The sequence below is a fragment of the Siminovitchia terrae genome (genome assembly GCF_003605405.2).
In the GTDB taxonomy this organism is placed as follows: Bacteria; Bacillota; Bacilli; order Bacillales; family Bacillaceae_C; genus Siminovitchia; species Siminovitchia terrae.
This window is the reverse complement of the sequence record NZ_QYTW02000037.1, coordinates 21500-44700: the sequence shown is the minus strand read 5'-3', so window position 1 is coordinate 44700 and position 23201 is coordinate 21500. Positions and strand designations below refer to the sequence as shown.

Annotated in this window: 22 protein-coding genes; 18 read left to right on the top strand and 4 right to left on the bottom strand. The window is 40.0% G+C overall.

Annotated elements, in window-relative coordinates; all coding sequences use genetic code 11:
• From D5F11_RS23540 to D5F11_RS26990, 14 genes are all read left to right on the top strand, one after another.
• Positions 1 to 273: RNA-guided endonuclease TnpB family protein (locus D5F11_RS23540; RefSeq protein ID WP_143253789.1), on the top strand; the 273-nt coding region annotated here is incomplete at its 5' end.
• 227 nt (positions 274 to 500) lie between these two features.
• A complete protein-coding gene (gene aguA / locus D5F11_RS23535; RefSeq protein ID WP_120119115.1) occupies positions 501 to 1601 on the top strand; it encodes an agmatine deiminase in 1101 nt (366 codons plus the stop codon).
• Between the two features lie 262 nt (positions 1602 to 1863).
• Complete coding sequence (locus tag D5F11_RS27005; RefSeq protein ID WP_185830883.1) at positions 1864 to 2019, top strand: hypothetical protein; 156 nt, start codon at positions 1864 to 1866, stop codon at positions 2017 to 2019.
• A gap of 6 nt (positions 2020 to 2025) precedes the next feature.
• Complete coding sequence (locus D5F11_RS23530; protein ID WP_120119116.1) at positions 2026 to 2784, top strand: coiled-coil domain-containing protein; 759 nt, start codon at positions 2026 to 2028, stop codon at positions 2782 to 2784.
• Between the two features lie 118 nt (positions 2785 to 2902).
• Positions 2903 to 3046 (top strand): hypothetical protein, encoded by a 144-nt coding sequence (locus tag D5F11_RS27000; protein ID WP_185830882.1) that lies wholly within the window; start codon positions 2903 to 2905, stop codon positions 3044 to 3046.
• A 115-nt stretch (positions 3047 to 3161) separates the two neighbouring features.
• Complete coding sequence (locus D5F11_RS23525) at positions 3162 to 4964, top strand: sigma 54-interacting transcriptional regulator (protein ID WP_120119117.1); 1803 nt, start codon at positions 3162 to 3164, stop codon at positions 4962 to 4964.
• Between the two features lie 148 nt (positions 4965 to 5112).
• On the top strand, positions 5113 to 5790 hold the full coding sequence (locus D5F11_RS23520) for a cysteine hydrolase family protein (RefSeq protein ID WP_120119118.1): 678 nt from the start codon (positions 5113 to 5115) through the stop codon (positions 5788 to 5790).
• Between the two features lie 51 nt (positions 5791 to 5841).
• Positions 5842 to 6006, top strand: a complete 165-nt coding sequence (locus D5F11_RS26995; RefSeq protein WP_185830881.1) for a hypothetical protein — start codon at positions 5842 to 5844, stop codon at positions 6004 to 6006.
• A gap of 7 nt (positions 6007 to 6013) precedes the next feature.
• Complete coding sequence (locus D5F11_RS23515; protein ID WP_120119119.1) at positions 6014 to 7189, top strand: amidohydrolase family protein; 1176 nt, start codon at positions 6014 to 6016, stop codon at positions 7187 to 7189.
• Positions 7190 to 7232: 43 nt separating this feature from the next.
• Complete coding sequence (locus tag D5F11_RS23510) at positions 7233 to 7805, top strand: amino acid synthesis family protein (RefSeq protein WP_120119120.1); 573 nt, start codon at positions 7233 to 7235, stop codon at positions 7803 to 7805.
• Between the two features lie 101 nt (positions 7806 to 7906).
• Positions 7907 to 9214 carry a purine-cytosine permease family protein gene (locus tag D5F11_RS23505; protein ID WP_120119121.1) on the top strand — a complete coding sequence of 436 codons (1308 nt, stop codon included), beginning with the start codon at positions 7907 to 7909 and terminating at the stop codon, positions 9212 to 9214.
• A gap of 166 nt (positions 9215 to 9380) precedes the next feature.
• Positions 9381 to 10100 (top strand): hypothetical protein, encoded by a 720-nt coding sequence (locus D5F11_RS23500; RefSeq protein ID WP_120119122.1) that lies wholly within the window; start codon positions 9381 to 9383, stop codon positions 10098 to 10100.
• 304 nt (positions 10101 to 10404) lie between these two features.
• The gene (locus D5F11_RS23495) at positions 10405 to 11676 is read left to right on the top strand and encodes an ATP-binding protein (protein ID WP_120119123.1); all 1272 of its coding nucleotides are present in this window, start codon (positions 10405 to 10407) and stop codon (positions 11674 to 11676) included.
• Between the two features lie 40 nt (positions 11677 to 11716).
• Positions 11717 to 11884 carry a hypothetical protein gene (locus tag D5F11_RS26990; protein WP_185830880.1) on the top strand — a complete coding sequence of 56 codons (168 nt, stop codon included), beginning with the start codon at positions 11717 to 11719 and terminating at the stop codon, positions 11882 to 11884.
• A gap of 261 nt (positions 11885 to 12145) precedes the next feature.
• Here the strand turns inward: D5F11_RS26990 and D5F11_RS23490 are convergent, their stop codons facing one another.
• Positions 12146 to 12760, bottom strand: coding sequence for a TetR/AcrR family transcriptional regulator (locus tag D5F11_RS23490; protein WP_120119125.1), 615 nt, complete (start codon positions 12758 to 12760; stop codon positions 12146 to 12148).
• Positions 12761 to 12926: 166 nt separating this feature from the next.
• On the opposite strand from D5F11_RS23490, the gene kynU reads away from it, so the two are divergent.
• The 4 genes from kynU (at position 12927) to kynB (ending at position 17277) form a co-directional block, all read left to right on the top strand.
• Positions 12927 to 14204, top strand: coding sequence for a kynureninase (gene kynU / locus D5F11_RS23485; RefSeq protein ID WP_120119126.1), 1278 nt, complete (start codon positions 12927 to 12929; stop codon positions 14202 to 14204).
• A 171-nt stretch (positions 14205 to 14375) separates the two neighbouring features.
• A complete protein-coding gene (gene kynA / locus D5F11_RS23480; RefSeq protein WP_244862005.1) occupies positions 14376 to 15155 on the top strand; it encodes a tryptophan 2,3-dioxygenase in 780 nt (259 codons plus the stop codon).
• 88 nt (positions 15156 to 15243) lie between these two features.
• Complete coding sequence (locus tag D5F11_RS23475; RefSeq protein WP_120119127.1) at positions 15244 to 16587, top strand: sodium-dependent transporter; 1344 nt, start codon at positions 15244 to 15246, stop codon at positions 16585 to 16587.
• A gap of 63 nt (positions 16588 to 16650) precedes the next feature.
• Complete coding sequence (kynB, locus tag D5F11_RS23470; RefSeq protein ID WP_120119128.1) at positions 16651 to 17277, top strand: arylformamidase; 627 nt, start codon at positions 16651 to 16653, stop codon at positions 17275 to 17277.
• 930 nt (positions 17278 to 18207) lie between these two features.
• Here the strand turns inward: kynB and D5F11_RS23465 are convergent.
• The 3 genes from D5F11_RS23465 to D5F11_RS23455 form a co-directional block, all read right to left on the bottom strand.
• Entirely contained in the window at positions 18208 to 19635 is a 1428-nt protein-coding gene (locus tag D5F11_RS23465; protein WP_120119129.1) for a sodium/glutamate symporter, read from the bottom strand.
• Between the two features lie 21 nt (positions 19636 to 19656).
• The gene (locus D5F11_RS23460; protein ID WP_120119130.1) at positions 19657 to 20823 is read right to left on the bottom strand and encodes an alanine dehydrogenase; all 1167 of its coding nucleotides are present in this window, start codon (positions 20821 to 20823) and stop codon (positions 19657 to 19659) included.
• A 341-nt stretch (positions 20824 to 21164) separates the two neighbouring features.
• Positions 21165 to 22574, bottom strand: a complete 1410-nt coding sequence (locus tag D5F11_RS23455; RefSeq protein ID WP_120119131.1) for a sigma-54 interaction domain-containing protein — start codon at positions 22572 to 22574, stop codon at positions 21165 to 21167.
• Between the last annotated feature and the right edge of the window lie 627 nt (positions 22575 to 23201).

Sequence of the window (23201 nt, the reverse complement as noted above, 5' to 3'; positions counted from 1 at the left end):
ATTAGTGAAGTATCGTGGTCACAATTTAGAACGATGCTGGAATACAAAGCAAAATGGTATGGCAAGCAAGTAGTGGCTGTGTCAAAGACATTCGCAAGTTCTCAACTATGTTCATGTTGTGGTTACCAAAACAAAGACGTTAAGAATTTAAATCTTCGTGAGTGGGATTGTCCATCTTGTGGCACACATCACGATAGAGATATTAACGCAGGACAAAACCTTAGAAACGAAGCTATAAGACTTCTAACCGTAGGAACTACGGGGATAGCCTAATCAAAACTTTCGGTTACGAAGGTGTTCTTAGGAATCTCCCACTTCAAACAGACCGTAAGGTTGTTAAGTGGCGAGAGGTTCAAAAACTATATGTTTTGTGTTGGACAAACATTGCTTGTTTTCATTTTTTATATTTGACCAAACTTTTTAAAGTTAGTCGGCAAGAACTTAATAATGATCATTAAAACATAAAAAAATCACATCATATGAAAAAGAGGAGAATCACTATGGCAAGAACAATTAAAAACAGCACACCAAAAAAAGACGGATTTAGAATTCCGGGAGAATTCGAACCGCATAAGGGATCATTCATTATCTGGCCAGAAAAAGGCTTTGCATTCAGGAATGGGGGAAAACCGGCTCAGGAAGTGGCAGTCATCGTTGCAAATACCATTGCAGAATTTGAAGAAATGACGGTCATCTGTTCTGCGGATCAGTATGAAAATGCAAGAGCAAGATTATCTGAAAGAGTCCGGGTTGTGGAAATATCGACGAATGAATCATGGGTTCAGGATAAAGGGGCATTTTACGTGATCAATGATGAAGGTGAAATGAGAGGAGTTCAATTTGGCTTTAATGCATATGGAGGGCTCAAAGACGGTCTTTATTTTCCGTGGGATTTGGATCAGCAATTTGCACAAAAGCTATTTGAACTTGAAAATATAGATTCATATGATGCAAAACACTTTATTCTTGAAGGAGGAGCCACACATTATGACGGAGAAGGCACTATTATTTTGACTGAACAGTGCAACCTGAATCCGAATCGGAACGGGGATATGTCAAAAGAAGAAGTGGAAAGGAACTGCAAGGAATATCTAGGCTTGGACAAAGTGATTTGGCTAAAAAGAGGTATGTTATATGATGAAACGGACGGTCATGTGGATGATATTTGTTTTTTCATCAAACCAGGGGTAATAGCTCTTTCATGGGTTGATGATGTAAATCACCCGCAGTATCCTGTATTCAAAGAAGCTTATGATGTTTTAAGTAAAGAAACGGATGCGAAAGGGAGAAAGTTTGAAATCCATAAAATTCATATACCGGAGGTCATCCATATAACAGAAGAGGAAAATAAAGGCTTTGATATTGCTGCGGATGCGGCGCCCCGTGAACCAAATCAGCCGTTGGCAGTGACTTATATTAATGGACATTTCGTGAATGGAGGATTTCTAGTTCCTCAATTTAATGACCCTCGGGATCAGGAAGCTGTTCAAATACTTCAAGAATTGATGCCAGACCGAAAAGTGATTGGCCTTCCGACTAAGGAGTGGTCTCTAAGCGGCGGCAATATACATTGCATGACGTTGGTTCAACCTAGACCATAATTCTGTCAAAACATTATATCCAATGAGAGAAAAGCTTGTAGAGAAAAGTATAGTTTCTACAAGCTTTTTCTATTTTTGTACCATGATTGTTTCCACCTGAATTTGTGCCCGAACTATTGAGCCATGAAATATTGGCAAAAGTCAAAATTGGTATGGTGAACTTTGCGTCCCTCCTTGCAATTGTTTTGCATAAGCTAATGCATGGATTTAACTTTATTCCGCAGAAATATCCCACTTCTGTAAGTGGTGAGATGAATGCATATTGGTGCTCCATTCAGTGGGGGTTCAACCCCGGCTGAATATAGTCAAAGCCTCCGGCGGATGCCACAGATTTTCAGCGGAAATTTATCGAGTGGAGCTCGATAAAATCTGGACGCAAATACGCCAAGACGAATTTGATAAGCAAGGGAGGGTGTAAAGGAACATGGGTTTGTATTTCAATGAAGAACACTATATTTATAAAACTGAAGAAAAGATCGATGAACCCAACCAATCGGTTGCTCAAATAGATGAATGGTCCGAGTTTATGGAGGCACAGAAAAAAGCGAACTCCATATTGCAGCAATCCTTTTGGGATTTGAATCAAGTAATGAAAAATCAGGAACAGATACGAAAGAATCAATGGAAGAAAGTGAATTATCAGCTGAAAGAGTTAAGAAGAAATGACAGGAATCATGCTGAAGACCATGAAAACGTAAAGGGCCAGTTAATGGCTATTGATGAGAAAAACCAAAAACTGGAGGAGATGCTTGAACAGGAGATCCTCTTTAAAAAAGAAGTAATGGAGCAGCTTCTGCAAGTGAGTGGGACGAATGCAGAAATTGAACAGCGTTTAAAATCAGTAGAAGTTGACAATGAAGAGCTTTTAACGAAATTAAATGAGCAGTATGAACTCCAAAAAGAGATGACTGCACAAGTTTTGAAGCAGGAAGAAAGGCATCAAGAAGTGATTAGCCGATTGGATAACCAAGAAGCGATCACTGAAAAAATCCTCAGGCAAGTGACAAATATCCGTTCCATTTTGTTTGAAAGAGCCAACTACCTCGCCGAAAAAATCGAGAACAGTTACCATCTCACTTCCTCTTACATTTACAAACTTATGAATGGTTCCGTGGAGCCATTGCAGCTTTTTCTGATTGAACAAAAAGGGCAGCAAAAAGAAAGCGAAGAGCAGAATCAGTGATGACGAAAATGCCGAGCTAGCCATTCGCTTGTGCAACAAGCAGTGGGACAAAAACCAGTAAATTTAACTTCATTCAGCAGAAGTCTCCCACTTCTGTACGTGGTGAGATGAATGCCTATTGGTATTCCATTCAGTGGGGGTTCAAACCCCAGCTGAATTAAGTAAAATCTGGGCGCAAATACGCCAAGGCGCATTTGATTCAGTTTTCGAATATGGGCTTGCAAAAAGAGTCCTGTATTCGAATTTTTTTGTTTTCTTTTGAAATATCTCATTTATAATAAAAAAGCTTAAGAGAATCAAATGGCTGGAAAAAACTGATGATTGATTTTTATATTTGATTAATTCTTAATTTTGGTACAAGGGAGGTTTTTAATTTTATGAAAACCAGAGTCGTGAAGGATTTTATGGAAAAGTATGAATGTACGTTAAAAGCTGATTTTACGTATAATGATGCTGTTAGTTTACTGGCCGAAAAAGGTATTGATTATGCACCTGTGATCAATGATGCAAACCAATATGTGGGGATGTTTGCAATAACAGCTAAGACCGTTGCCCAGTCAAGGTCAATTCAGATAATAGAGGATCTTATGTATACGGACTTACCAGTATTATCCCCATTTACTTCGATTGAAAAAATTCAATTCCAGCAGTTTGCTTTGCCTATTTTACCCGTAGTGGAAAGCAATATTTTGTTAGGCGTCATTACAGAAAAAAGTATGAATGAACAACTCTCTTTTCTTTTGACTTATGAGATGAATAAAGCAAGTCAACTAAACGGAGAAGCGATGCTTTTGCAGAAAAGTTTTAATGAACTAAATGAAATGTTAGAGCATTCCTATGATGGGTTTGCCATTACAAACAATGAGGGCATTACGATTAGGGTTAATAAAGCATGGGACAGGCTTACTGGATTGAATCGGAAGGATGTTATCGGTATTCCGCTAGAGCATCTTGTGGAAAAAAAGTACTTCAGTGATTCAGTGACAATGAAAGTGATTCAGACGAAAAAACCAACGACGATCATTCAAAAAATGAAGTCCGGAAAGCAGGCGATGATGACAGGTAGTCCTATATTCGATGAAAATAATGAATTATATCAAGTCATCATTAATATTCGGGATGTAACAGAGCTTTATCAATTAAAAGAAAATCTTGAACGCAAAGAAAAGCTTGCAGAAAGGTATCATAATGAGATTTCTCAAATCAGATTGAAACAGACAAACGAAGACAGCATCATTGCTGAGAGCAAAGTGATGGAAGATCTGCTGGACTTGGCCTCTCGTGTAGCCAGAGTGGAAAGTACTGTTTTATTAACAGGTGAGTCTGGCGTAGGTAAAGGGGTAATTGCAAGGTTTATTCATCAGAATAGTCAAAGAGGGCAGGATCAGCCTTTTATTATAGTAAACTGCGGCGCCATTCCACAGGAATTATTAGAGTCGGAGCTGTTTGGTTATGTGGGTGGGGCATTTACTGGAGCCAACAGGAACGGAAAGCCGGGGATGTTTGAGTTGGCGGAAGGCGGGACATTGTTTTTAGATGAAATAGCTGAACTTCCACTTAAATTACAGGTTAAACTTTTGCATGTGATACAGGAGAAAGAAGTGACGAGAGTCGGAGGAACAAAGCCGGTCAAGTTGAATGTCCGTCTCATTTCCGCGACTAATAAAGATTTATTAAGATTAATTGATGAAGAAAAGTTCAGGGAAGATTTATATTATCGTCTGAATGTTGTCCCTCTCTCGCTTCCTCCGTTGCGGGCCAGAGAAGAAGATATACTTCCGCTCTCGGTACATTACCTAAATTTATACAATAGAAAGTATGGACTCAATAAAATAATTTCAAATGAATTAATGGATATTTTATTGACATATAGGTGGCCCGGAAATATTCGAGAATTGGCAAACGTAATCGAGCGGATGGTTGTAACAGCTGTAGGTGACATTTTGACTCCTGAAATCTTTCCGAATAATTCTAATCATCATGCTGATAAATTAAAGCTTTATCCTATGGAAGAAAATAATCAACCGCTGTTCACACTCCAGCAAGCAACCAATCAAATGGAATTTGATTTGATCAGCCGGGCATTGGACATCGGAAAAACACAGGCTAAAGCAGCGGACCTTATAGGGGTTAGCCTAAGTACTTTAATTAGAAAAATGAAAAAGCTGAACATTGATTAAATATGTCATTTTTGACATGTCATTTTTGACGTATATGTCATAACTGATATAAAAATAATGAAAAAAAATGAATTTTACCGTTTATTATGGTTGGCATTATTCTTGCGAATAACAAATAGGTAAGACGAACAAAAAGGAGGGGAGTAAAATGGCAAAAGATTATTGGGAATGGAAGCCTGTTTTTCAGATGGATCCAATAAAAAGTGCTTTACTGGTTATCGATATGCAAAATGCCTTTTTAGAGAAAGGATCTCCATTGGAAGTGCCAATGGCTCGCGAGCAGGTCCCTGTTATAAAAAAAATGCTTTCCTATTGCCGAGGAAAGGGTATTCCTATCATTTATACGGAATTTTGTATACGGCCCGATTTTCATTATAAGTTTTATTGGAAAATCGCGGAACAAAGAGGCTTGAGAGTTGAAGCTCCATATTGTGAGTTGTGGGATGGAAAATTTGAAACAGAAATTTATCCTGAGTTAAAGCCGCTTCCTAATGAAAGGGTTATCAAAAAATTTGGATATGACTGTTTTGCAGAGACGGATTTGGATGCGACTCTTAAAAGCTTGGATGTATCCCAATTGCTTGTGGCAGGGACAGTTTTGAATTGGTGTGTTGATAGTACAGTCCGGGCGGCTTATCACAAACACTATGATGTCACTGTCATATCTGATGCCGTCAGTTCCTATGACCATGCAGGAGCTACTGCAGAAGATTGGTGCAAAATGGAGCTTAATCTTATTGCCGAGGCATTCGGCAGAGTAGTAGCTTCTGATGACGTTATCGAAGAAATGAAGAGCATTCATCAACTGAAGGATAAGAATATTTAACTTCATTCAGCAGAAATCTCCTACTTCTGTAAATGGTGAGATGAATGCCTATTGGTATTCCATTCAGTGGGGGGCAAACCCCGGCTGAATAAAGTCACAGCCTCCGGCGGATGCCATAGATTTTCAGAGGAAATTTATCGAGCGGAGCTCGATAAAATCTGGGCGCAAATACGCCAAGGCGCATTTGATCTTTTAATTATTGCAAAACGGAGGTAGCATCCTGATGACAATTACGGCTTTAACAAATATCGGCACAATTGTAAGCGGTGATATTAATCATCCTATAATCGAAGGCAATACAATTATTGTCAAGGAGGGAGTAATAGAGGCTGCTGGGACAACTAACGTATTAGAAAACTATCGAGTGGATGTATGGATAGATGTTCAGGGGGCGACTGTTATTCCAGGCTTAATAGATAGTCATACACACCCGGTGCTTGGTGATTACACGCCTAGACAAAACAGCTTCAACTTTCTTGAGGGCTCAGTTCATGGGGGTGTCACTTCTATTATTTCGGCTGGTGAAGTGCATACACCGGGAAGGCCGACAGATCCTGCAGGCGTAAAGGCTCTTGCAGTTCTTGCACATAAATCATTTGCAAAATTCCGACCGAAAGGGATAAAGGTGTATGCAGGTGCTTTAATACTCGAAAAAGGTTTAGTTGAAGAAGACTTTAAAGAGCTGGCTGATGAAGGACTGTGGTTAGTTGGAGAAGTGGGCCTTGGAAGTATAAAAGAGGCAGAGGAAGCTGCACCAATGGTTGAATGGGCTAAAAAATATGGCATGAAAGTGGCCATGCATACTGGCGGTATCTCAATTCCGGGAAGTTCGATTGTAACAGCAGAAATGGTTATGAACGTGGCACCAACGTTGTCGTCGCATACAAATGGCGGTCCGACAGCCATTTCTATTAAAGAAATAGACAAGCTGATTGATGAAAGTGCCATACCATTGGAAATTGTTCAGTGTGGCAATATGAAAGCAGCGGATCATATTGCACGGAGGCTAAAGGAGAATGGCCAGCTTGAACGTCTTATCTTGGGAACAGACTCCCCTTCAGGGAGTGGAGTCATGCCGCTGGGTATGTTAAGAACGATCGTTCAGACAGCGGCAATGTCAGACATACCTGCAGAGCAAGTGATTGCATGTGCTACAGGTAACACATCTAAGGTTTTTGAATTGAATACTTCAATGATTGCTGCTGGGAGAGAAGCAGATCTTGTAGTTATTGACTCACCGATCGGTTCATCCGGAGAAGATGCACTGTCCGCGATTGAATGCGGAGATATCCCTGCGGTTGCGATGGTAATGATTGATGGAAAAGTCCGGGTTAACCAAAGTAGGAACACTCCACCAACAGCAAGGCAGCCAATCTATGAATCAGGGACAATGTATTAATCGTTAAAGAAACAGGAATTCACTATAAAGGGGATAAAGGAAAATGGAATTAAGAAAAATATATACTGTGGTTGAAGAAATATATAGTGATCAAGGACAAAAGGTTAATACTCCGTTAAGAAAGGTAGCAGTGGTGGCAGTTGTAAAAAACCCGTATGCAGGGGTGTATCAGGAGGATTTAAGCTATCTCATCGAAGAAAGCAAAGAAATAGGAAGAAAAATTAGCATGATGGCTGTTGAAGCAATGGGGAATTATTCTGTTGAAAGCTATGGTAAAGGTGCTTTAGTAGGACTTGCTGGCGAGCAGGAACATGGTGTAGCGATGTTGACAAATATATTTGGTGAAGAGTTGCGCAGTGCAGTAGGTGGTGGAGTCGCTTGGATTCCATCTATGAAAAAGAAAGGCGCTGCAGGGACAATGATTGATGTGCCGCTGGCGCATAAAGACGCGTTGTATGTCCGTTCCCACCTAGACGGTATGACTCTTACTTTAAGCGACGCACCTTTGGATGATGAAATAGCCATTATATCTGTAATTGCTAACGGGGGGCGTCCTAACTCAAGACTGGGTGGACTTTTAAAAGAAGATATTGTTGGCAAAGATGGCTTAAGATAACTGATCTGATTTTGTAACTTGAATGTTAGATGCAGGCTACATATATCTAATTGTTAGATAGGTAGCCTGCCAGTATTACAAATTAATTGGAGGTGTAGTTTATGAAAGAGAAAGTTGAATCATTCCCACAGGATCCAGCCTTTGAATATGCTTTTGAGAGAGTACCAGAGGATAAGAGAAAGAATTTGTTGAGTTTAACAGTTGTTTTAGCGGGCTTTCCAATTGCATTATCTAATTTTATCATAGGCGGAATGGTAGCATCTCAATTACCATTCGCTAAAGCTATGCTGGCATTGATAGTAGGGAATCTCGTTTTGATGGCAGTTGTAATATTTATGGGAATGCTGGCTTCCAAAGAAGGTCTCTCTAGTACATTTTTGTCAAGGAATGCCTTTGGGAAAATTGGTTCGTATATATTCTCTGTGTTGTTATTTTTATCAGCGCTCACATGGATTTCCATGAATGGTGATATATTTTCAAGATTAGTCAATTCTTTGTTCTCTTGGTGGCCCATACCAATTCCATTGACAGCTGCGATAGTAGTGTTTTTATGGCTTTTATCAGCTATGAGAGGATATAAAGGTTTAGCATTAATGAGTAATATCGGAGTGCCGGCTGCAATATTATTATCAATATTTGGAGTAGTATTTGTTGCTTTTTCAGAGGGCGGTTTATCAAATGTAGTCAATTATGTTCCAGAAACCTCATTGACATTTACAGCGGCTACTGCTGCGATAGTAGGCGGATGGATTTATGGTGCAACAATAACGGCGGACGTGACTCGTTTTGCCAAAAGGAAAACCCATGTTGTCATTGCGGGAATTATTGCCTTTTCTATTGGGTGCTTAGGCTTTCAAATTGCTGGGGCAATTGTTGCTATTAGTACTGGAGAAACAGACTTTATCCAGGCAATGATTCAGTCAGGTCTTGGATTTGTCGCATTTATCACAGCAGTATTCTGTTTGTGGACAACTGAAGACAAAGAAATTTATACAGGCAGTTTGGCACTTCAAAATATCATCAAAGAGACAAAACTCCATGGAAAAGTGAAGCATAAACATACAGCTACAATTGTAGCAACAGCCGCTGCGATTTTTGCGGCAGGAGGTATCTTCGCGTACATCATGCCGATCATCCAATTCTTATCAATATTAATCCCGCCAATTCCTGGAATTATTATTGCTGAGGGGTTTTTTATAAAAAAGTCTAAAAATGAATCTTGGATTAATAAAACAGCATTATTCGCATGGATAATTGGAGGAGTTTTAAGTTATATTTCATTGAAAACAAACTTCTTTATTTCGCCGCTTGTGGGGTTGCTGTCCGCGGGAATTTTCTATATCCTATTTGAAAAAATAAAAAATAATAATTCTAGTTCTGTTATCGTAACTGAAGATAAAGTTGGTTAATCGCACATGGAATATTTCCTCTATTCAGATTTATGTTGTAATACTTAAAGGCGATATGCGCAAAGTGTATCGTCTTTTTATATGAAAAATTTATATTAATTATTCATGCTCTGTCCGGGAAAGGGCATGCTAAAAGTGAAATATTCACTTAAAGGAGGAAGCTTGAATGAAGAGGCTGGCTACATATTTTTTTGCAGGGATTATCGCCCTGGGGGTCCTTGGTGGCATGGGATCAACTGTGTCAGCGGAAATGCATGACGCGAAATGGGGAGAACGCCAATTTAAAAACGACCCGGAAATGACGAAGAAATATGCAGAAATGCTGGGCATTGATACGGAAGGCAAGGATATGGAAACGCTCAAGAAGGAAATACGTGATGTTTCCATCAAAAAGCATGCGGAAGGATTGGGCATTTCAACTGAAGGAAAAAGTACAGAACAATTGGAGAAAGAGATTGAAACGGTTTGGGTGACAAAAATTGCACAACAATATGGAATAAGCACGCAGGGAAAAGACATCAAAACCCTAAAGAAAGAAATTAAAGAAGTAAAGGTGAAAAAAGAAGCTGCTGAACTGGGGATTTCCAGTGAAGGAAAATCTTTGAAAGAGCTCACTTACGAGGTGCGTAAGGCTCAAATCCTGAAATATGCCAAAGAATACGGCATTCAAACGGAGGGCAGAGATCTTCGTGAGGTGGCTATGGATGTAAGAAAAACAATGATTCACAATGCGGCTCAGAAGCTAGGTGTAAACACGGATGGAAAAACCGATCAGGAGATCTTCCACGAAATCATGATCAATCACGGAGAAAAGGCGAGAGAGATGAAATTGTTTCCATTTAAGGAAGAGCTCATATTATTTCCGAAAGGGCATCCCGGTATGTAATAAGCTAAAAGAATGTTTTCTTTTGGTGACTGAGGAACCGGATTCAATGTCTTTCTATGAAATGCTCAATTTGGTAAGTAATTAGGATCTTTCTTGGAAAACGGGCAGTTTTCGAGCGTAAAGTTGCCCGTTTTTAAATTGCCCGTAAAACTGGTTACTAATCGTAGCATGTCTCTGGGAGAATTAAGATTACAATTTTTTCGGCTTGGCATTATTCGCTAGTTTGAAAATCGGATTGCCTTTTCAATTTGTTCATTTTCCAGTAAACTAAAATGTGTAATACAGCCTATATAGACGGAAGGAAATGACATTGAAAGAATCATTCATTATTCGATTACCAGAAAATAACCGCGAAATTTTGCCGAACTATTACGATTACGGTGTGGCGCTGGACCGAGTTCATGGATTTATTTTAAAGCAGACCGGCCTCATACTGAAAATGTATCTGGACAATGAAAATGTGGAGGAAATCTGGAATGTCCTCGAAGAGGATTTAGCTTGTGGTAAAGCAGAACTACTTTCATATATTTATGATCATGTGGAAACCGGATGTATTGATTATGAGCAAAACGAGAATGGCTTTGTCATAAAACCATCCATTAATAACGCCGTTTATTTTTACCCGGATTTTGAAATTGCATTGGTCAAGTTGCCCATTTTTCAAAGCTTTACAGATTATCAGCATGAGTTTATCTATGCCAAAAGTGATGAGAGCCTGCTTGCATTTTTGCAATATGTCTACAGACGCCAAAAGGAAATCATGAAGGATTCCGTCAGCGTCTTCACCGACACTGAAGAAGGTGTAGAACGGGAAAAGGAGAAGGTCACTTCCCTTGTTCTCAGGGACGACGTACTGCTGGAAGAGGGGCTGAAATCGGAAATCTACCGTTCCATTGACGAGTTCTTCAACGAAAGTGGCGATTTTTTTAAAACTTATAATATCCCTTATAAGCGGGGGATTCTGCTTTATGGGCAACCAGGCAATGGGAAAACGACCCTCGTGAAATCCATTGCAGGCAGTATTGATGCTCCTGTTGCTTATTGGCAGATCACGGAATATACAACGAGTTATTCCATTAAAGAGGTCTTTTCCATCGTGGCGAAGATGGCGCCGATGGTTTTGGTGATTGAGGATATTGACTCCATGCCGGAATCTTCGAGATCCGTGTTCTTGAATACTTTAGATGGAGCTACTTCGAAAGAGGGAATTTTCTTAATCGGTACAACTAATTATCCGGAAAAAATCGATCCTGCTTTAATCAATCGTGCTGGCCGATTTGATCGTGCCTACGAGATTAAGCGCCCGGATTTCGATCTTCGACTTCAATATCTTCTTCAAATCAAACAGATGGAGCGGTTTATGTCGAAATCGGATATTATTTATATTGCAGAGCAGACCGAAAAGTTCTCCATTGCCCAGTTAAACGAGCTGTACACATCCGCGGCTCTTCAGTGGCATTACGACCAAGCGGTTGATACTGACGGTATCATTAAAAATCTTGAAGCAGCGAACGAGAAGACCCGTACCCAGGAGTGGGGAGAAGCGGATTATTCCAAAGTGGGGTTTGGCATTTAACTTCATTCAGCTGAAATCTCCCACTTCAGTAAGTGGTGAGATGAATGCCTATTGGTATTCCATTCAGTGGGGGTACAAACCCCGGCTGAATAAAGTCAAAGCCTCCGGCGGATGCCACAGATTTTCAGCGGAAATTTATCGAGCGGAGCTCGATAAAATCTGGGCGCAAATACGCCAAGGCGCATTTGATAACTTATTTTTCAAATGAATGAAGCCCCTCTAATGCATGAGAATGATACTGGGCGCAAAAAGCTTTTCATTTTCAAGGATATTTTGTTTGTGGTTTTAAAGCCTTTGAGCAGTTTGCTCAAAGGCTTTCTTAAAGGAAAAAAGTAAAAATTAGTCCCTATTCAAACAAGTTGTACTACTTCTAGTCAAGTGAAGCGGCAGAATGCCGACGTGGTGCTTTCATCGAGGGGATTCAAGCCAAACACCTCTACGCATTTTCCCTTGCGCTTCTTTCGGAATGCTATTTATACAGTCCCCCCGTATATAACTTTGTCAGGTTTTCAGATACTGCATTCAGATCATCTTCAATTTTTCCAAGGACAAGCTCCCACATGACCTGCTCATTCATGTAAAACCATCCCTTTGCGATCAGGGAAGCATCGAATTTTTCATTGGCCAGTCCGGCTTCCTGGACAAATAAAATATCTTTTGTAATTCCTCTGATAAAGCGGGCGCGGATATTATTCCACTTTTCTTCAACGATTGCAGAAACTCCGATTGCTTCCTTTACAACCTTCATCACTTCTTTTTCTTCCAATGACGATTTCATGAAAAGACGGGTTTGCTCTAGTATCTGTGCGAAGGCTTCCTCTTTGGAACTGGGTTTAAAGGGAAGTGCTGCAACGTCATACATTTTCTGCATGATTGTTTCCATCAATTCTGTAAACAGATCGTCTTTGTTTTTGAAATAGACGTATGCTGTTCCATAGCCTGTGTGTGCAAGCTTATTGATCTGCGTCATGGTTGCTTTTTGAAACCCTTTTTCCAAAAATACCGAACGCCCCGCATTCAACAAGTTTTCCCTCGTCTGCAGTGCTTGGAGCTGTCGCTTGGACAGGTGCTCAGAACCGTCCATTCTATTTGCTCCTTCCTTGGTGTTTTATCCTATTTTACCTTGTTCAATGTCCACAGGCAATCAAATGGATGATATAATGTCATTGACACAATATCATTGACTGATGATAAACTATTCGGGTATAGTAAATTTATACTGAAAATTCAAGGGTGAAGGAGTAGGTAATATGGCTGAGAAATTATCAAGAGAGTATGCCCGTCAGTTGGACGGAGAGGACAGTTTGAAGAAGTTTCGGGATGAGTTTTATATCCAGCCCGGAACAATCTACTTTGATGGGAATTCCTTAGGACTGTTGTCAAAAAGAGCGGAAGATTCACTTTTGTCCATGCTTGATTCATGGAAGGAGTTCGGAATTGACGGCTGGTTAAAGGGAGAAAACCCATGGTTTTATTTTTCAGAAAAGCTTGGTGAAAAAAGCGCTTCACTTATTGGAGCTGATCCTAAGGAAGTTATTGTAACCGGATCCACGACGGCTAATTTGCATCAGATCTTATCGACTTTTTATAAGCCGAATGGAAAAAGAACGAAAATTTTAGCGGATGAATTGAACTTCCCAACGGATATATATGCGATTAAAAGCCAGCTTCGAGTTCATGGGCTAGACCCTGAAGAGCATTTGATACAGGTGAAAAGCAGAGATGGGCAGACACTCGATGAGGATGATATTATCAAGGCAATGTCTGATGAAGTGGCGATCATTATTCTTGCGGGAGTTTTGTACCGTAGTGGACAAATTTTAGATATGGAACGATTGACTAAAGCGGCACATGAGCGGGGCATATTGATTGCGTTTGATCTATGCCATTCCATCGGTTCTGTTCCTCATTCTTTGAGTGAATGGAATGTGGATTTCGCTTTTTGGTGTACGTATAAGCATCTAAACGGCGGACCAGGTTCGGTTGCCGGCATGTATGTGAACAAGAAACATTTTGGCACAAGCCCAGGGTTGGCAGGCTGGTTCAGCTCGGATAAAAATAAGCAATTTGACATGGAGCATGAATTGACGGCGGCACCCGATGCTGGATCGATGCAAATGGGGACCCCACACTTGCTTAGTGCTGCTCCACTGTTGGGATCATTGTCGATGTTTGAAGAAGCAGGGATTGAGAGAATCCGGAACAAGTCTTTGAAAATGACAGAATACATGATGACATTGATTGATGCAGAATTAGAAGAGTTTAATTTTACCGTGGCCAATCCTCGGGATGATAAAAAAAGAGGCGGCCATATTTTCCTAGAGCATCAAGAAGCTGCAAGGATTTGCAAAGCTCTTAAGGAAAATAACATTATTCCGGATTTCCGTACGCCCAATGGAATCCGCCTGGCGCCGGTCGCACTATACAATACATTTGAGGAAGTATGGCAGGTCGTTCAGATTTTGAAAAAGATTATGAAAAACGAAGAATACAAGAAATTTGAGAACCAACGCGACGTTGTTGCATAAACAGGAGGGGGCTCTGGCCAAGCCGGACGTCCCTTGCTTTTAAAATTCATTCATTTATTGAATGCGCTCACATACATCCAAAAGGAGGAGAAGACATTGTCAAAATCCATATCGGAGCTGTATAAAAAACTGGAAAGCGAAAAGGGTATCCATACTGATTTCAAAAATAACATGACTTACGGGGAATATTTGAACCTGGACAAAGTTTTATCAAGTCAAAAACGGCTGTCAGACCATCATGATGAAATGCTGTTCATCATTATTCATCAGGTGAGTGAGTTGTGGATGAAGCTGATTCTGCATGAGATGACGGCTGCTATTAAAGCGATTGATGAAGGAGAGCTGCACGCGGCTTTCAAAATGCTGTCTCGTGTATCCAAAACTCAGACCCAGATCATACAGGCATGGGATGTGCTCTCCACATTGACTCCAGCCGAATATTTGGAGTTCCGCGATTCTCTTGGCCAGGCTTCAGGCTTTCAATCATATCAATACAGGCTGATTGAATTTGCGCTTGGTTATAAATCAACCCATATTTTAAAAATCTACGAGAAAGATCCTGAGGTGCACGAAGCCCTTATGCTGGCATACAAGGCTCCAAGCATTTACGATGTAGCTATCAAGGCTTTGGCTCGCGCAGGATTCGATATTAACCCGGAACTGTTGGACCGCGACTTTTCACAAATCTATTCGGGTGATCCTACCGTGGCAGCAGCTTGGAGAGAGGTTTACCGCAATGTAGACAAATATTGGAGCTTGTATGAACTTGCGGAAAAGCTTGTTGATATCGAAGATTGGCTTCAGCAATGGCGTTTCCGTCATATGAAAACTGTTGAGAGAATCATCGGGTTTAAAATGGGTACTGGAGGATCTTCAGGAGTCAACTACTTGAAGCAAGTATTGGATCATCGATTTTTCCCTGAGCTTTGGGATTTGAGAACTGAGCTGTAGGGTTGTTTTGCCGCCATCATTAGCCTTTATACGCTAATGATGGTTTTGATCAAAAATAATCAGAAGGTTTAGAGGAGGGGGAGAGCAAATGGAGGAGAGAAAAGATCAATGGTCATCCAAACTGGGCTTTATTTTGGCTTCGGCGGGTGCCGCAATTGGGCTTGGTGCAATTTGGAAATTTCCTTATGTAACTGGAATGAGCGGTGGAGGAGCCTTTTTCCTTATCTTTGTCGCATTTACTTTGCTGATTGGACTGCCGATGCTGGTTTCTGAATTTATTATTGGCCGGGGGTCTGGGGCTGAAGCCATCAGTGCATATAAAAAGCTGGCTCCTGACAGCTTTTGGGTGTGGGTCGGAAGACTAGGCGTTCTTGGTTGCTTCCTGCTGCTTTCATTTTACAGTGTTGTTGGCGGCTGGGTGTTGGTTTATACAGGAAGGTCTGTTGTTGGAAAGGTGATTGGTGAAGGGGCCAATTATCCGGAATTGTTCGGCTCTGTCGTTGGGAGTCCTGGAGTGACACTGTTAGGCTTGCTGTTATTTTCTTTAATCAATATTTTGGTCATCTCCATGGGTGTCCAAAACGGAATTGAAAAAGCGAACAAATACATGATGCCGCTTTTGTTTATCTTTTTTATCATATTGGTTGTACGTGCTTTGACACTTGACGGAGCGATGGAAGGAGTAAAATTTTTCTTGGCGCCGGATTTCTCAAATATTACTGGGAAATCTCTTCTATATGCTTTAGGGCAATCGTTCTTCTCGCTTGCAGTCGGCTTTTCTTGTATGGTGACATACAGCTCTTATTTAAAGAGAGATGTGAGTTTGACTTCTTCTGCAGGTTCTGTCGTTGGAATGAACATTTTTGTTTCCCTGCTCGCAGGCCTTGCGATTTTTCCGGTTGTCTTTGCGTTCGGTTATGAGCCGGCCGAGGGGCCTGGCCTGCTGTTCATCGTATTGCCTTCGGTATTTGCACAAATGCCTTTTGGCGAATTATTCCTGAGTTTATTCCTAATCCTATTTTTATTTGCCACATTGACATCATCGTTCAGCTTGTATGAAATCATTGTAGCTGCGTTTACATCGAACGGGAAACGTTCACGAAAGCCAGTCACCTGGATTGCAGGATTAGTTATCGTCCTTGCGGCAATTCCCGCTGCACTTTCTTCAAGCAGCCTGGCGGAATTTACGATTTTTGAAAAAAGCATCTTCGATGCGACTGACTACCTTGTCAGTAACATCATGCTGCCGTTTGGTAGCCTGCTCATCGCACTATTCATTATCCATCGCATGGATAAAGAGCTCGTAAAAGAAGAGTTTCAGTTGAATGGATCGGGCTCAATCGGATTGTATTCCTTTTGGCGTATTTTGATGACATGGGTGGTGCCGATTACGATTGTCATAGTGTTCTTGAATATGCTAGGGGTTATTTAGGTGCCTGGTACTCCTCGGAATTTGTCGAAACAATAGCTAATTCGAAAATGGTGGTGGATGGATATGAAACAAAGATTGATCGATATTTCGCAGCCGCTGACCAATGATATGGCAGTATGGCCCGGCGATACGCCATTTAATTTTAAATTGAGTTTTACTAAGGAGCAGACCGGCTCCGTTAACATTGGTCAAATCACAACAAGCGCTCATACGGGAACACATATTGATGCACCGTACCATTTTGATGAGCAAGGGAAGAAAGTGCACGAACTGGATATCAATATTTATGTGGGCCCTGCACGGGTTGTTGACGTGACTGGTTGTGAAATGGTTGGAAGAGAAGAACTGGAGCACATTGATTTGGAAGGCATAGAGCGGTTGCTTCTTAAGACTTCGGGTGGGAGAGACCTGAACCGATTTCCGGAAAAGTTTACAGTGTTTCGAGAAAATATCGGCCTGTTTTTGAAAGAAAAAGGCATCCGTCTGCTTGGAACGGACGGTCCGTCTGTTGATGCAGTCGACAGCAAAACGATGGATGCCCACCATTCGCTGAATGACAATGGCGTATATATTTTGGAGAATATCGTGCTGAACGAAGTGGAGCCTGACGACTATGAATTGATCGCTTTGCCGCTTTCAATCAAAGGGGCGGACGGGAGTCCGGTGAGGGCTGTGTTGAGACAACTATAAATAAAGGGGGCATTGCCATAGGTGGCGGTGTCTCCTGTTTTTTTATGTATGGCGGAACTTCACAGCGTGTTACGGAGTGATTTTCAATTTCGCTCTATTCCAATTGAGTAATTTCAGCGATCAAATCAACCGTTAATCCTTGCATTTGCAGTGTTAATCTCTTTTTTTCTCTTTCTGACCTTTTCTTAAGAAATAGGCAACTCTAGTATTTCATCAGCTTCTGCAGTTTTCTGACTTCTGCCATCATACTTTCCTCCTCTACTTCATTCAGTTCTAAATAGGTCTCAACAAAAGCCAAAGATTATCCGTTGTTTTGACGGGGCCAGTTTCATTCTCGCCAGCATTCTCAAAAATTTGAATTTGACGAAAGAAAAAAAGAAATTCCATTGTCTTTGTGTGCTGATAGGCCCGCATGCGAACAGGGAACCGTACAGCAGTTTTCCGACAAAACCATAGTGGCGAATGATTTAACACTGAGAGGCGTTCGTACTCTAAATAAATGCTCCCCGCTGTAAAAATAGCGGGGAGTCTATTTGTAGTTGCTACATCTAATTTTTAACTTCATTCAGCAGAAATCTCCCACTTCTATAAGTGGTGAGATGAATGCATATTGGTAATCCATTCAGTGGGGATTCAAACCCCGGCTGAATAAAGTCAAAGCCTCCGGCGGATGCCACAGATTTTCAGAGGGAATTTATCGAGCGGAGGCTCGATAAAATCTGGGCGCAAATACGCCAAGGCGCATTTGATGATTTTGTTGAGTGACAATAAAATTGTTCAAAAACTCAATATTATGCTAGGGTCATATTTTGTACTAATCGATCGAAATCAGGTCAAAGAATGCTTTAGGAAATTTATAATTTCATCAATAGGAATCCTTCAAAATCGGCTTGGCCAAGCGATTTCCCCTTATTTCGTATTTCACTAGATTTATGATGATCTATGAATAGATTGAGTATTGGATTTGACGCTTACTCCATCGCTATCAAGTGCAGATGCATCCGGTCTTCCCGCTAAAGGTATTTTCCAGTACCACCATTTAAACTTGATAGATATTACAATACATAAGATAGAAATTACAGCGAAAATGCCAACAAACGCCCAATGTTGCCCTCCTAGTAGCATGGCTGGTCCAGCCGACCATGCAAATAACTCTATAGGCGTATTAAGGGGACCAACAATAGCCGTATCTGTAATTGTCTTAGATTTATTCCTTGGATCAACTATCCTTAATAGGGTCAGACCGATCGCAAAGACACCTGTTGCATAGCCATAAACAAATATTGAACGTTCAAACCAACTTTCATAATTCATAGCAGGCCCAGCTACCCACAATATTAAAATAACAATGATCAAGCCTGAAAGCATTAATAATCCAAGTGGAAGTGCATATTCAAGAACGATAGGCAGCTTAATTGAGGCTACTCCAAAAAATACAAGGTAATCGGTCGCTGAACTACCTAACCTATTTACTACTTCTTCGTCTACATACTTATATACACCTTTTTGTCCCTTACCCAAAAGCGCATACATGACCAATGCAACAATGAATGCTATTGTAAATGTTGGAAAGTCGAGCCCCCAAGTATCAGCAATATATGTATTTAGCAAGTAACCTAAACCGGATGGAATAAGTAAAAGCCCCAAATGAAATGCTATTGGATCCAGCGCTATGGGTGAAATCGTCCCCTTCCCAATGGAAGGCCGATTCTCTGGCTTTACTAAACCTGTCCTCATATCTTCTGATATTTGGGAGAAGTCTTTAACATATTGGGTATATCCTTTTTTGGTAGCCATTTTTATAAATATGAGTCCACCAAAAATACCTACTAAAATACCAACGGTAGCGGAGGTCATGGCTAAATCTGTTGCGTTTGTAAAACCTAAACTTTCAAAAGTTGACCCTACTGCAGCTGCTGTTCCGTGACCACCATAGAATCCCGTTGCTAAGAGTAATCCAAAACCATAATTAATTTCCGGCACCCATTTAGAAATGACTAATATTGAAAATACAATGGGAATAAAAATAATGACACACATAATCAATATTTTGTATGAAGCATATGCACCCATTCTATTCAGGTCTTTCTTCATATTCCCTGGGGAAAATGAGAATCCATTAATTCCTACCGAAGCAAACACAAAAATAATGATGACTCCTGCATACGAACCGATTTCCCCTGAAAAAGGCAGGATATTCAGGAATCCGGGACCTAACGCTAAACCCAAAAAACCCGCCAATAAACTTGCTGGAATAAAATTCTTTTGCAAGAACTTGATTTTTGAACGCGCTAGCATACTTAGTAATATAAGTATGCTAGCGAGAGTGAAGTCTACCAATAGCGTATATAACGTCATTAATGTATCCCCCTTTTTAGATTATAGCTTTAGATAGTTATTTGATCTTGTAACTGTAGCGGGCGGTGCAATGTCCAATTTCTTATCCGTAATATCAAGAATATCTTCCGGTTTTATCCATGATCTGTTTTGAATAGCACTTGTTTCTTCATGTGTGAGATACCCTTTATATGCCGTCAGACTCCGTCTTAAAAAGCCATCTTTAATACAAGCTTCTGTGACACCTAAGTTTAGAATAGATCTAAGATGGCCTAATACAGAAGCGGCATATGCTACGGATGTGGAATTTGCAATAGCCCCAGGAATGTTGCCCACACAATAGTGAACAACACCGTTTTCAATATATGTGGGACTATCATGAGTGGTTTCACGGAAAGACTCGATTGCCCCTTCGGTATCATTGCTAATATCAACAATGACGGATCCTTTTTCCATAAGGTTGAGCATGTCTCTATCTATCAAATAATCCTTACTTCCTTTTGGCCATTTCACACAATTAATGACCATATCAATTTCCGGAAGTATTTTTTTGATATTTTCCTTAGTTGATAATTGAGTATTTACTTTTTCGTTGTAAACCTTTCCAATTTCTCTTAAAGTACCAAAGTTTACATCCATTACAGTACACCAAGCTCCTAACGACTGTAGAACTTGCAATGCAGACTTTCCGACCAGCCCTCCTCCGAGGATAAGGACCTTAATGCCAGGTGCTCCCGCTAGCCCGCTTACAAATTTCCCTTTACCCCCATTTATCGATAGCATCGATTGTAAGCCCATTAAAGCTCCTTGTTTACCTGCTGCTTCACAGTTCACCGAGCCGAATCTATGTGAATCTTCTGCTGTAAATGCAATACACTTGCTGTCAAGAATGGCTTGGACTTCTTGTGGATTAGCAGCTGGATGGATACAGGTGAAGATTATTTGATTCTCTCGAAGTAGTTTGTACTCAATCTCTTCAATTTCTTTCACTTTTGCTAAAAGGTCAGATCTTTCATACATCTCCTCTAATTTCTCTACTATTTCAGCACCTTGCTCCTCATAATCTTCATTACTGAATCCCGCCCGAATTCCAGCGTCTTTTTGAACAAGAACTGTATGACCATCGCTTATAATAGTTCCGACTTCTAATGGAGTGGCAATTACTCGAGACTCTCCCGCTTTAATGTCTTTCAATACACCAAATATCATTTTCTTCCCTCCACGGTTTCAATATGTTCAAGCATGCTGCAAGTTAATACCGTCTGTGCTTTCCTTGTCACAATTAATTTCATGTAAGACTCTTTTACATCCAACTTACACCCAACTTACACCCCTCTATACAGTTTCATATTTGTAAAAAAGCAATTCTATTATGTTTCATTTTTATTAAAGCAAGAAGCATGCCAAAGAAATTACCATATTTCGTCGATTTAAGTAGAAAAAACAGAAGAAATGATAGCTTTTCTTTATAATAATTTATTAAGATGTTAACTTTTGGGCAGGTAATGTTATAATTTGGGCACCGTAGACATGAGTTTATTTCCTTATTGTTAGCTTTTGGGCATAATTTCATAGAATTTGATTTTATTTTGTAAGGTTTGTCTGGGAATTCCGAGTAATTTCGCTGCTTGTGATACATTGCTTTTCGTTTGATGAATCGCCTTTTCAATCATTTTCCTTTCTAATCTTGCAACTGCTTCTTTCAAAGGTTCAATTTGGACCTCTTCTTCATTATGTTGAATGAAGTTTTTTATCCGCTCTTCAATATCTTTCATTTGAAGTGTATCTTCCCAGTCATCTATTTGATTGATTGCATATTCAACAATATGTTCCAGCTCCCTTACATTTCCCGGCCAGCTGTATTTCAAAAGAAAATCATACACCGTTTTCGAAATACTGTTCACTTTCTTGTGTAGCAAATCATTATATTTAGAGATAAAAAATTCTAATAAAAGCTTAATATCATCTTTTCGCTCACGTAGTGGTGGAATGTTCAGTGTCATTACGCACAACCTGTAATATAAATCAAGTCTCATATCTCCATCTTTTACACAATCTTCTGGGCGTTTATTGGACGCTGTAATTACTCTCACATCAATTTTTCTAATATTTTTATCTCCTAACCTTCGAACATATCCGTCCTGTAAAACTCTTAATAACTTGGACTGTAGATTAATTGGCATTGAGTTAATCTCATCTAAAAAAATGGTTCCCCCTTCCGCAATTTCAAATAAACCAGGGTTATTTTCCGCACCGGTAAAACTACCTTTTGTTGTACCGAACAAAATACTTTCGATTAAGGATTCTGGAATTGCTGCACAGTTTTGCGCGATGAAAGGCTTTTCTGCACGATTACTGGCATTATGTAGTGATTGAGCAAATAATTCTTTTCCTGTTCCCGTTTCACCGTATATAAATACAGGTGAGCTTCCTTTTGCAATTTTTTCGGTTAAGCGTTTTAATTTTTTCATCTGTTCGTTATTCGTAATGATGTCTTTTAGCGTATATTTTGCTCGTTCAGGTTGAATGTTTTCGACTAATCGTTTATTCGCTTTAAACATTTCTGAATTGATTTCGATTGCATTATTTAGATTAGGATTTTCTTTACTTATTTCTTTCGATAATTCAATTGCACCAATAACTTTCCCATGAGCTTTGATTGGTAAAGAAATATTCGTGGTTTCAATTTTTCTTCCCCTAAAATCAACAAATTCTTGCTTATCTTTAAAAATAGGACCACCTGTTTTCATCGCATTTACTAATGTACTTGTTTTTTCATTAAGAGTAGGAAATACTGAAAATAAGCTTTCTCCTACTATCTCCTCATGTTCAAGAATGTCTGAGTGAAATTGCGGATTAAATTTGATTGTAAACAAGATGATCCCTTTGTTGTCTGCAATTGTAATACCATCAATATATTTCAATTGATTTAGAATCTCGTAATTGTCTAATCGACTCATTGTATTCTTCTCCTTTATGGTTGGGATTTAGGATCAGTGGAACAAACCATGGGAATAAGCCTTAGCGGACTTGCTATGATTCTTAACATTCATTTAAATTACGAAAAAGCGCCTATTGCTGTACTATACAACAAAAGAACCGTCATCAGGATTTTTTGATCACGGTTCGCACACCAAAAATGTTATTGTTAATCATTCCTTAGTTTTGCGTTCTTTTTATACTTCTTTTGAATCTCGAGCAGCTCTTTCAGCCTTTGTCCATCTCTTCGTTCGGGAACACTGTCTTTTATTCCAAGCTGTTCAATACAATGTATCCTTGATATCAATAAACGTTTTCATATGCCTCTTCCTGACTGAGGAGAAAGGCTTTCTGTAAGTGCTCAATGGAATTCTTTTCAACATACTAATCCGGAAATTTTTCGCGGGTACTCGCAAACTGGGGGAGAAGCTGCTCCAAGGCGGTGGCGCCGGCCTCCCGATGACCCTTTGCTTTTAAAATATGGGTGATATTTCCAATGGGATTTTTGACATTATTATTTCCGATCATACTGTTTAAAACCTGCTGAACCCTTTCATGCCCATACACTTGCCATATTTTACACAATTTTAAGCGATTTTTTAGCTTTT

Coding starts and splice junctions, on each gene's coding strand:
- aguA (WP_120119115.1), top strand. CDS start 501: ATGGCAAGAACAATTAAAAACAGCACACCAAAAAAAGACGGATTTAGA.
- D5F11_RS23530 (WP_120119116.1), top strand. CDS start 2,026: ATGGGTTTGTATTTCAATGAAGAACACTATATTTATAAAACTGAAGAA.
- D5F11_RS23525 (WP_120119117.1), top strand. CDS start 3,162: ATGAAAACCAGAGTCGTGAAGGATTTTATGGAAAAGTATGAATGTACG.
- D5F11_RS23520 (WP_120119118.1), top strand. CDS start 5,113: ATGGCAAAAGATTATTGGGAATGGAAGCCTGTTTTTCAGATGGATCCA.
- D5F11_RS23515 (WP_120119119.1), top strand. CDS start 6,014: ATGACAATTACGGCTTTAACAAATATCGGCACAATTGTAAGCGGTGAT.
- D5F11_RS23510 (WP_120119120.1), top strand. CDS start 7,233: ATGGAATTAAGAAAAATATATACTGTGGTTGAAGAAATATATAGTGAT.
- D5F11_RS23505 (WP_120119121.1), top strand. CDS start 7,907: ATGAAAGAGAAAGTTGAATCATTCCCACAGGATCCAGCCTTTGAATAT.
- D5F11_RS23500 (WP_120119122.1), top strand. CDS start 9,381: ATGAAGAGGCTGGCTACATATTTTTTTGCAGGGATTATCGCCCTGGGG.
- D5F11_RS23495 (WP_120119123.1), top strand. CDS start 10,405: ATGACATTGAAAGAATCATTCATTATTCGATTACCAGAAAATAACCGC.
- D5F11_RS26990 (WP_185830880.1), top strand. CDS start 11,717: ATGAATGCCTATTGGTATTCCATTCAGTGGGGGTACAAACCCCGGCTG.
- D5F11_RS23490 (WP_120119125.1), bottom strand. CDS start 12,760: ATGGACGGTTCTGAGCACCTGTCCAAGCGACAGCTCCAAGCACTGCAG.
- kynU (WP_120119126.1), top strand. CDS start 12,927: ATGGCTGAGAAATTATCAAGAGAGTATGCCCGTCAGTTGGACGGAGAG.
- kynA (WP_244862005.1), top strand. CDS start 14,376: ATGACTTACGGGGAATATTTGAACCTGGACAAAGTTTTATCAAGTCAA.
- D5F11_RS23475 (WP_120119127.1), top strand. CDS start 15,244: ATGGAGGAGAGAAAAGATCAATGGTCATCCAAACTGGGCTTTATTTTG.
- kynB (WP_120119128.1), top strand. CDS start 16,651: ATGAAACAAAGATTGATCGATATTTCGCAGCCGCTGACCAATGATATG.
- D5F11_RS23465 (WP_120119129.1), bottom strand. CDS start 19,635: ATGACGTTATATACGCTATTGGTAGACTTCACTCTCGCTAGCATACTT.
- D5F11_RS23460 (WP_120119130.1), bottom strand. CDS start 20,823: ATGATATTTGGTGTATTGAAAGACATTAAAGCGGGAGAGTCTCGAGTA.
- D5F11_RS23455 (WP_120119131.1), bottom strand. CDS start 22,574: ATGAGTCGATTAGACAATTACGAGATTCTAAATCAATTGAAATATATT.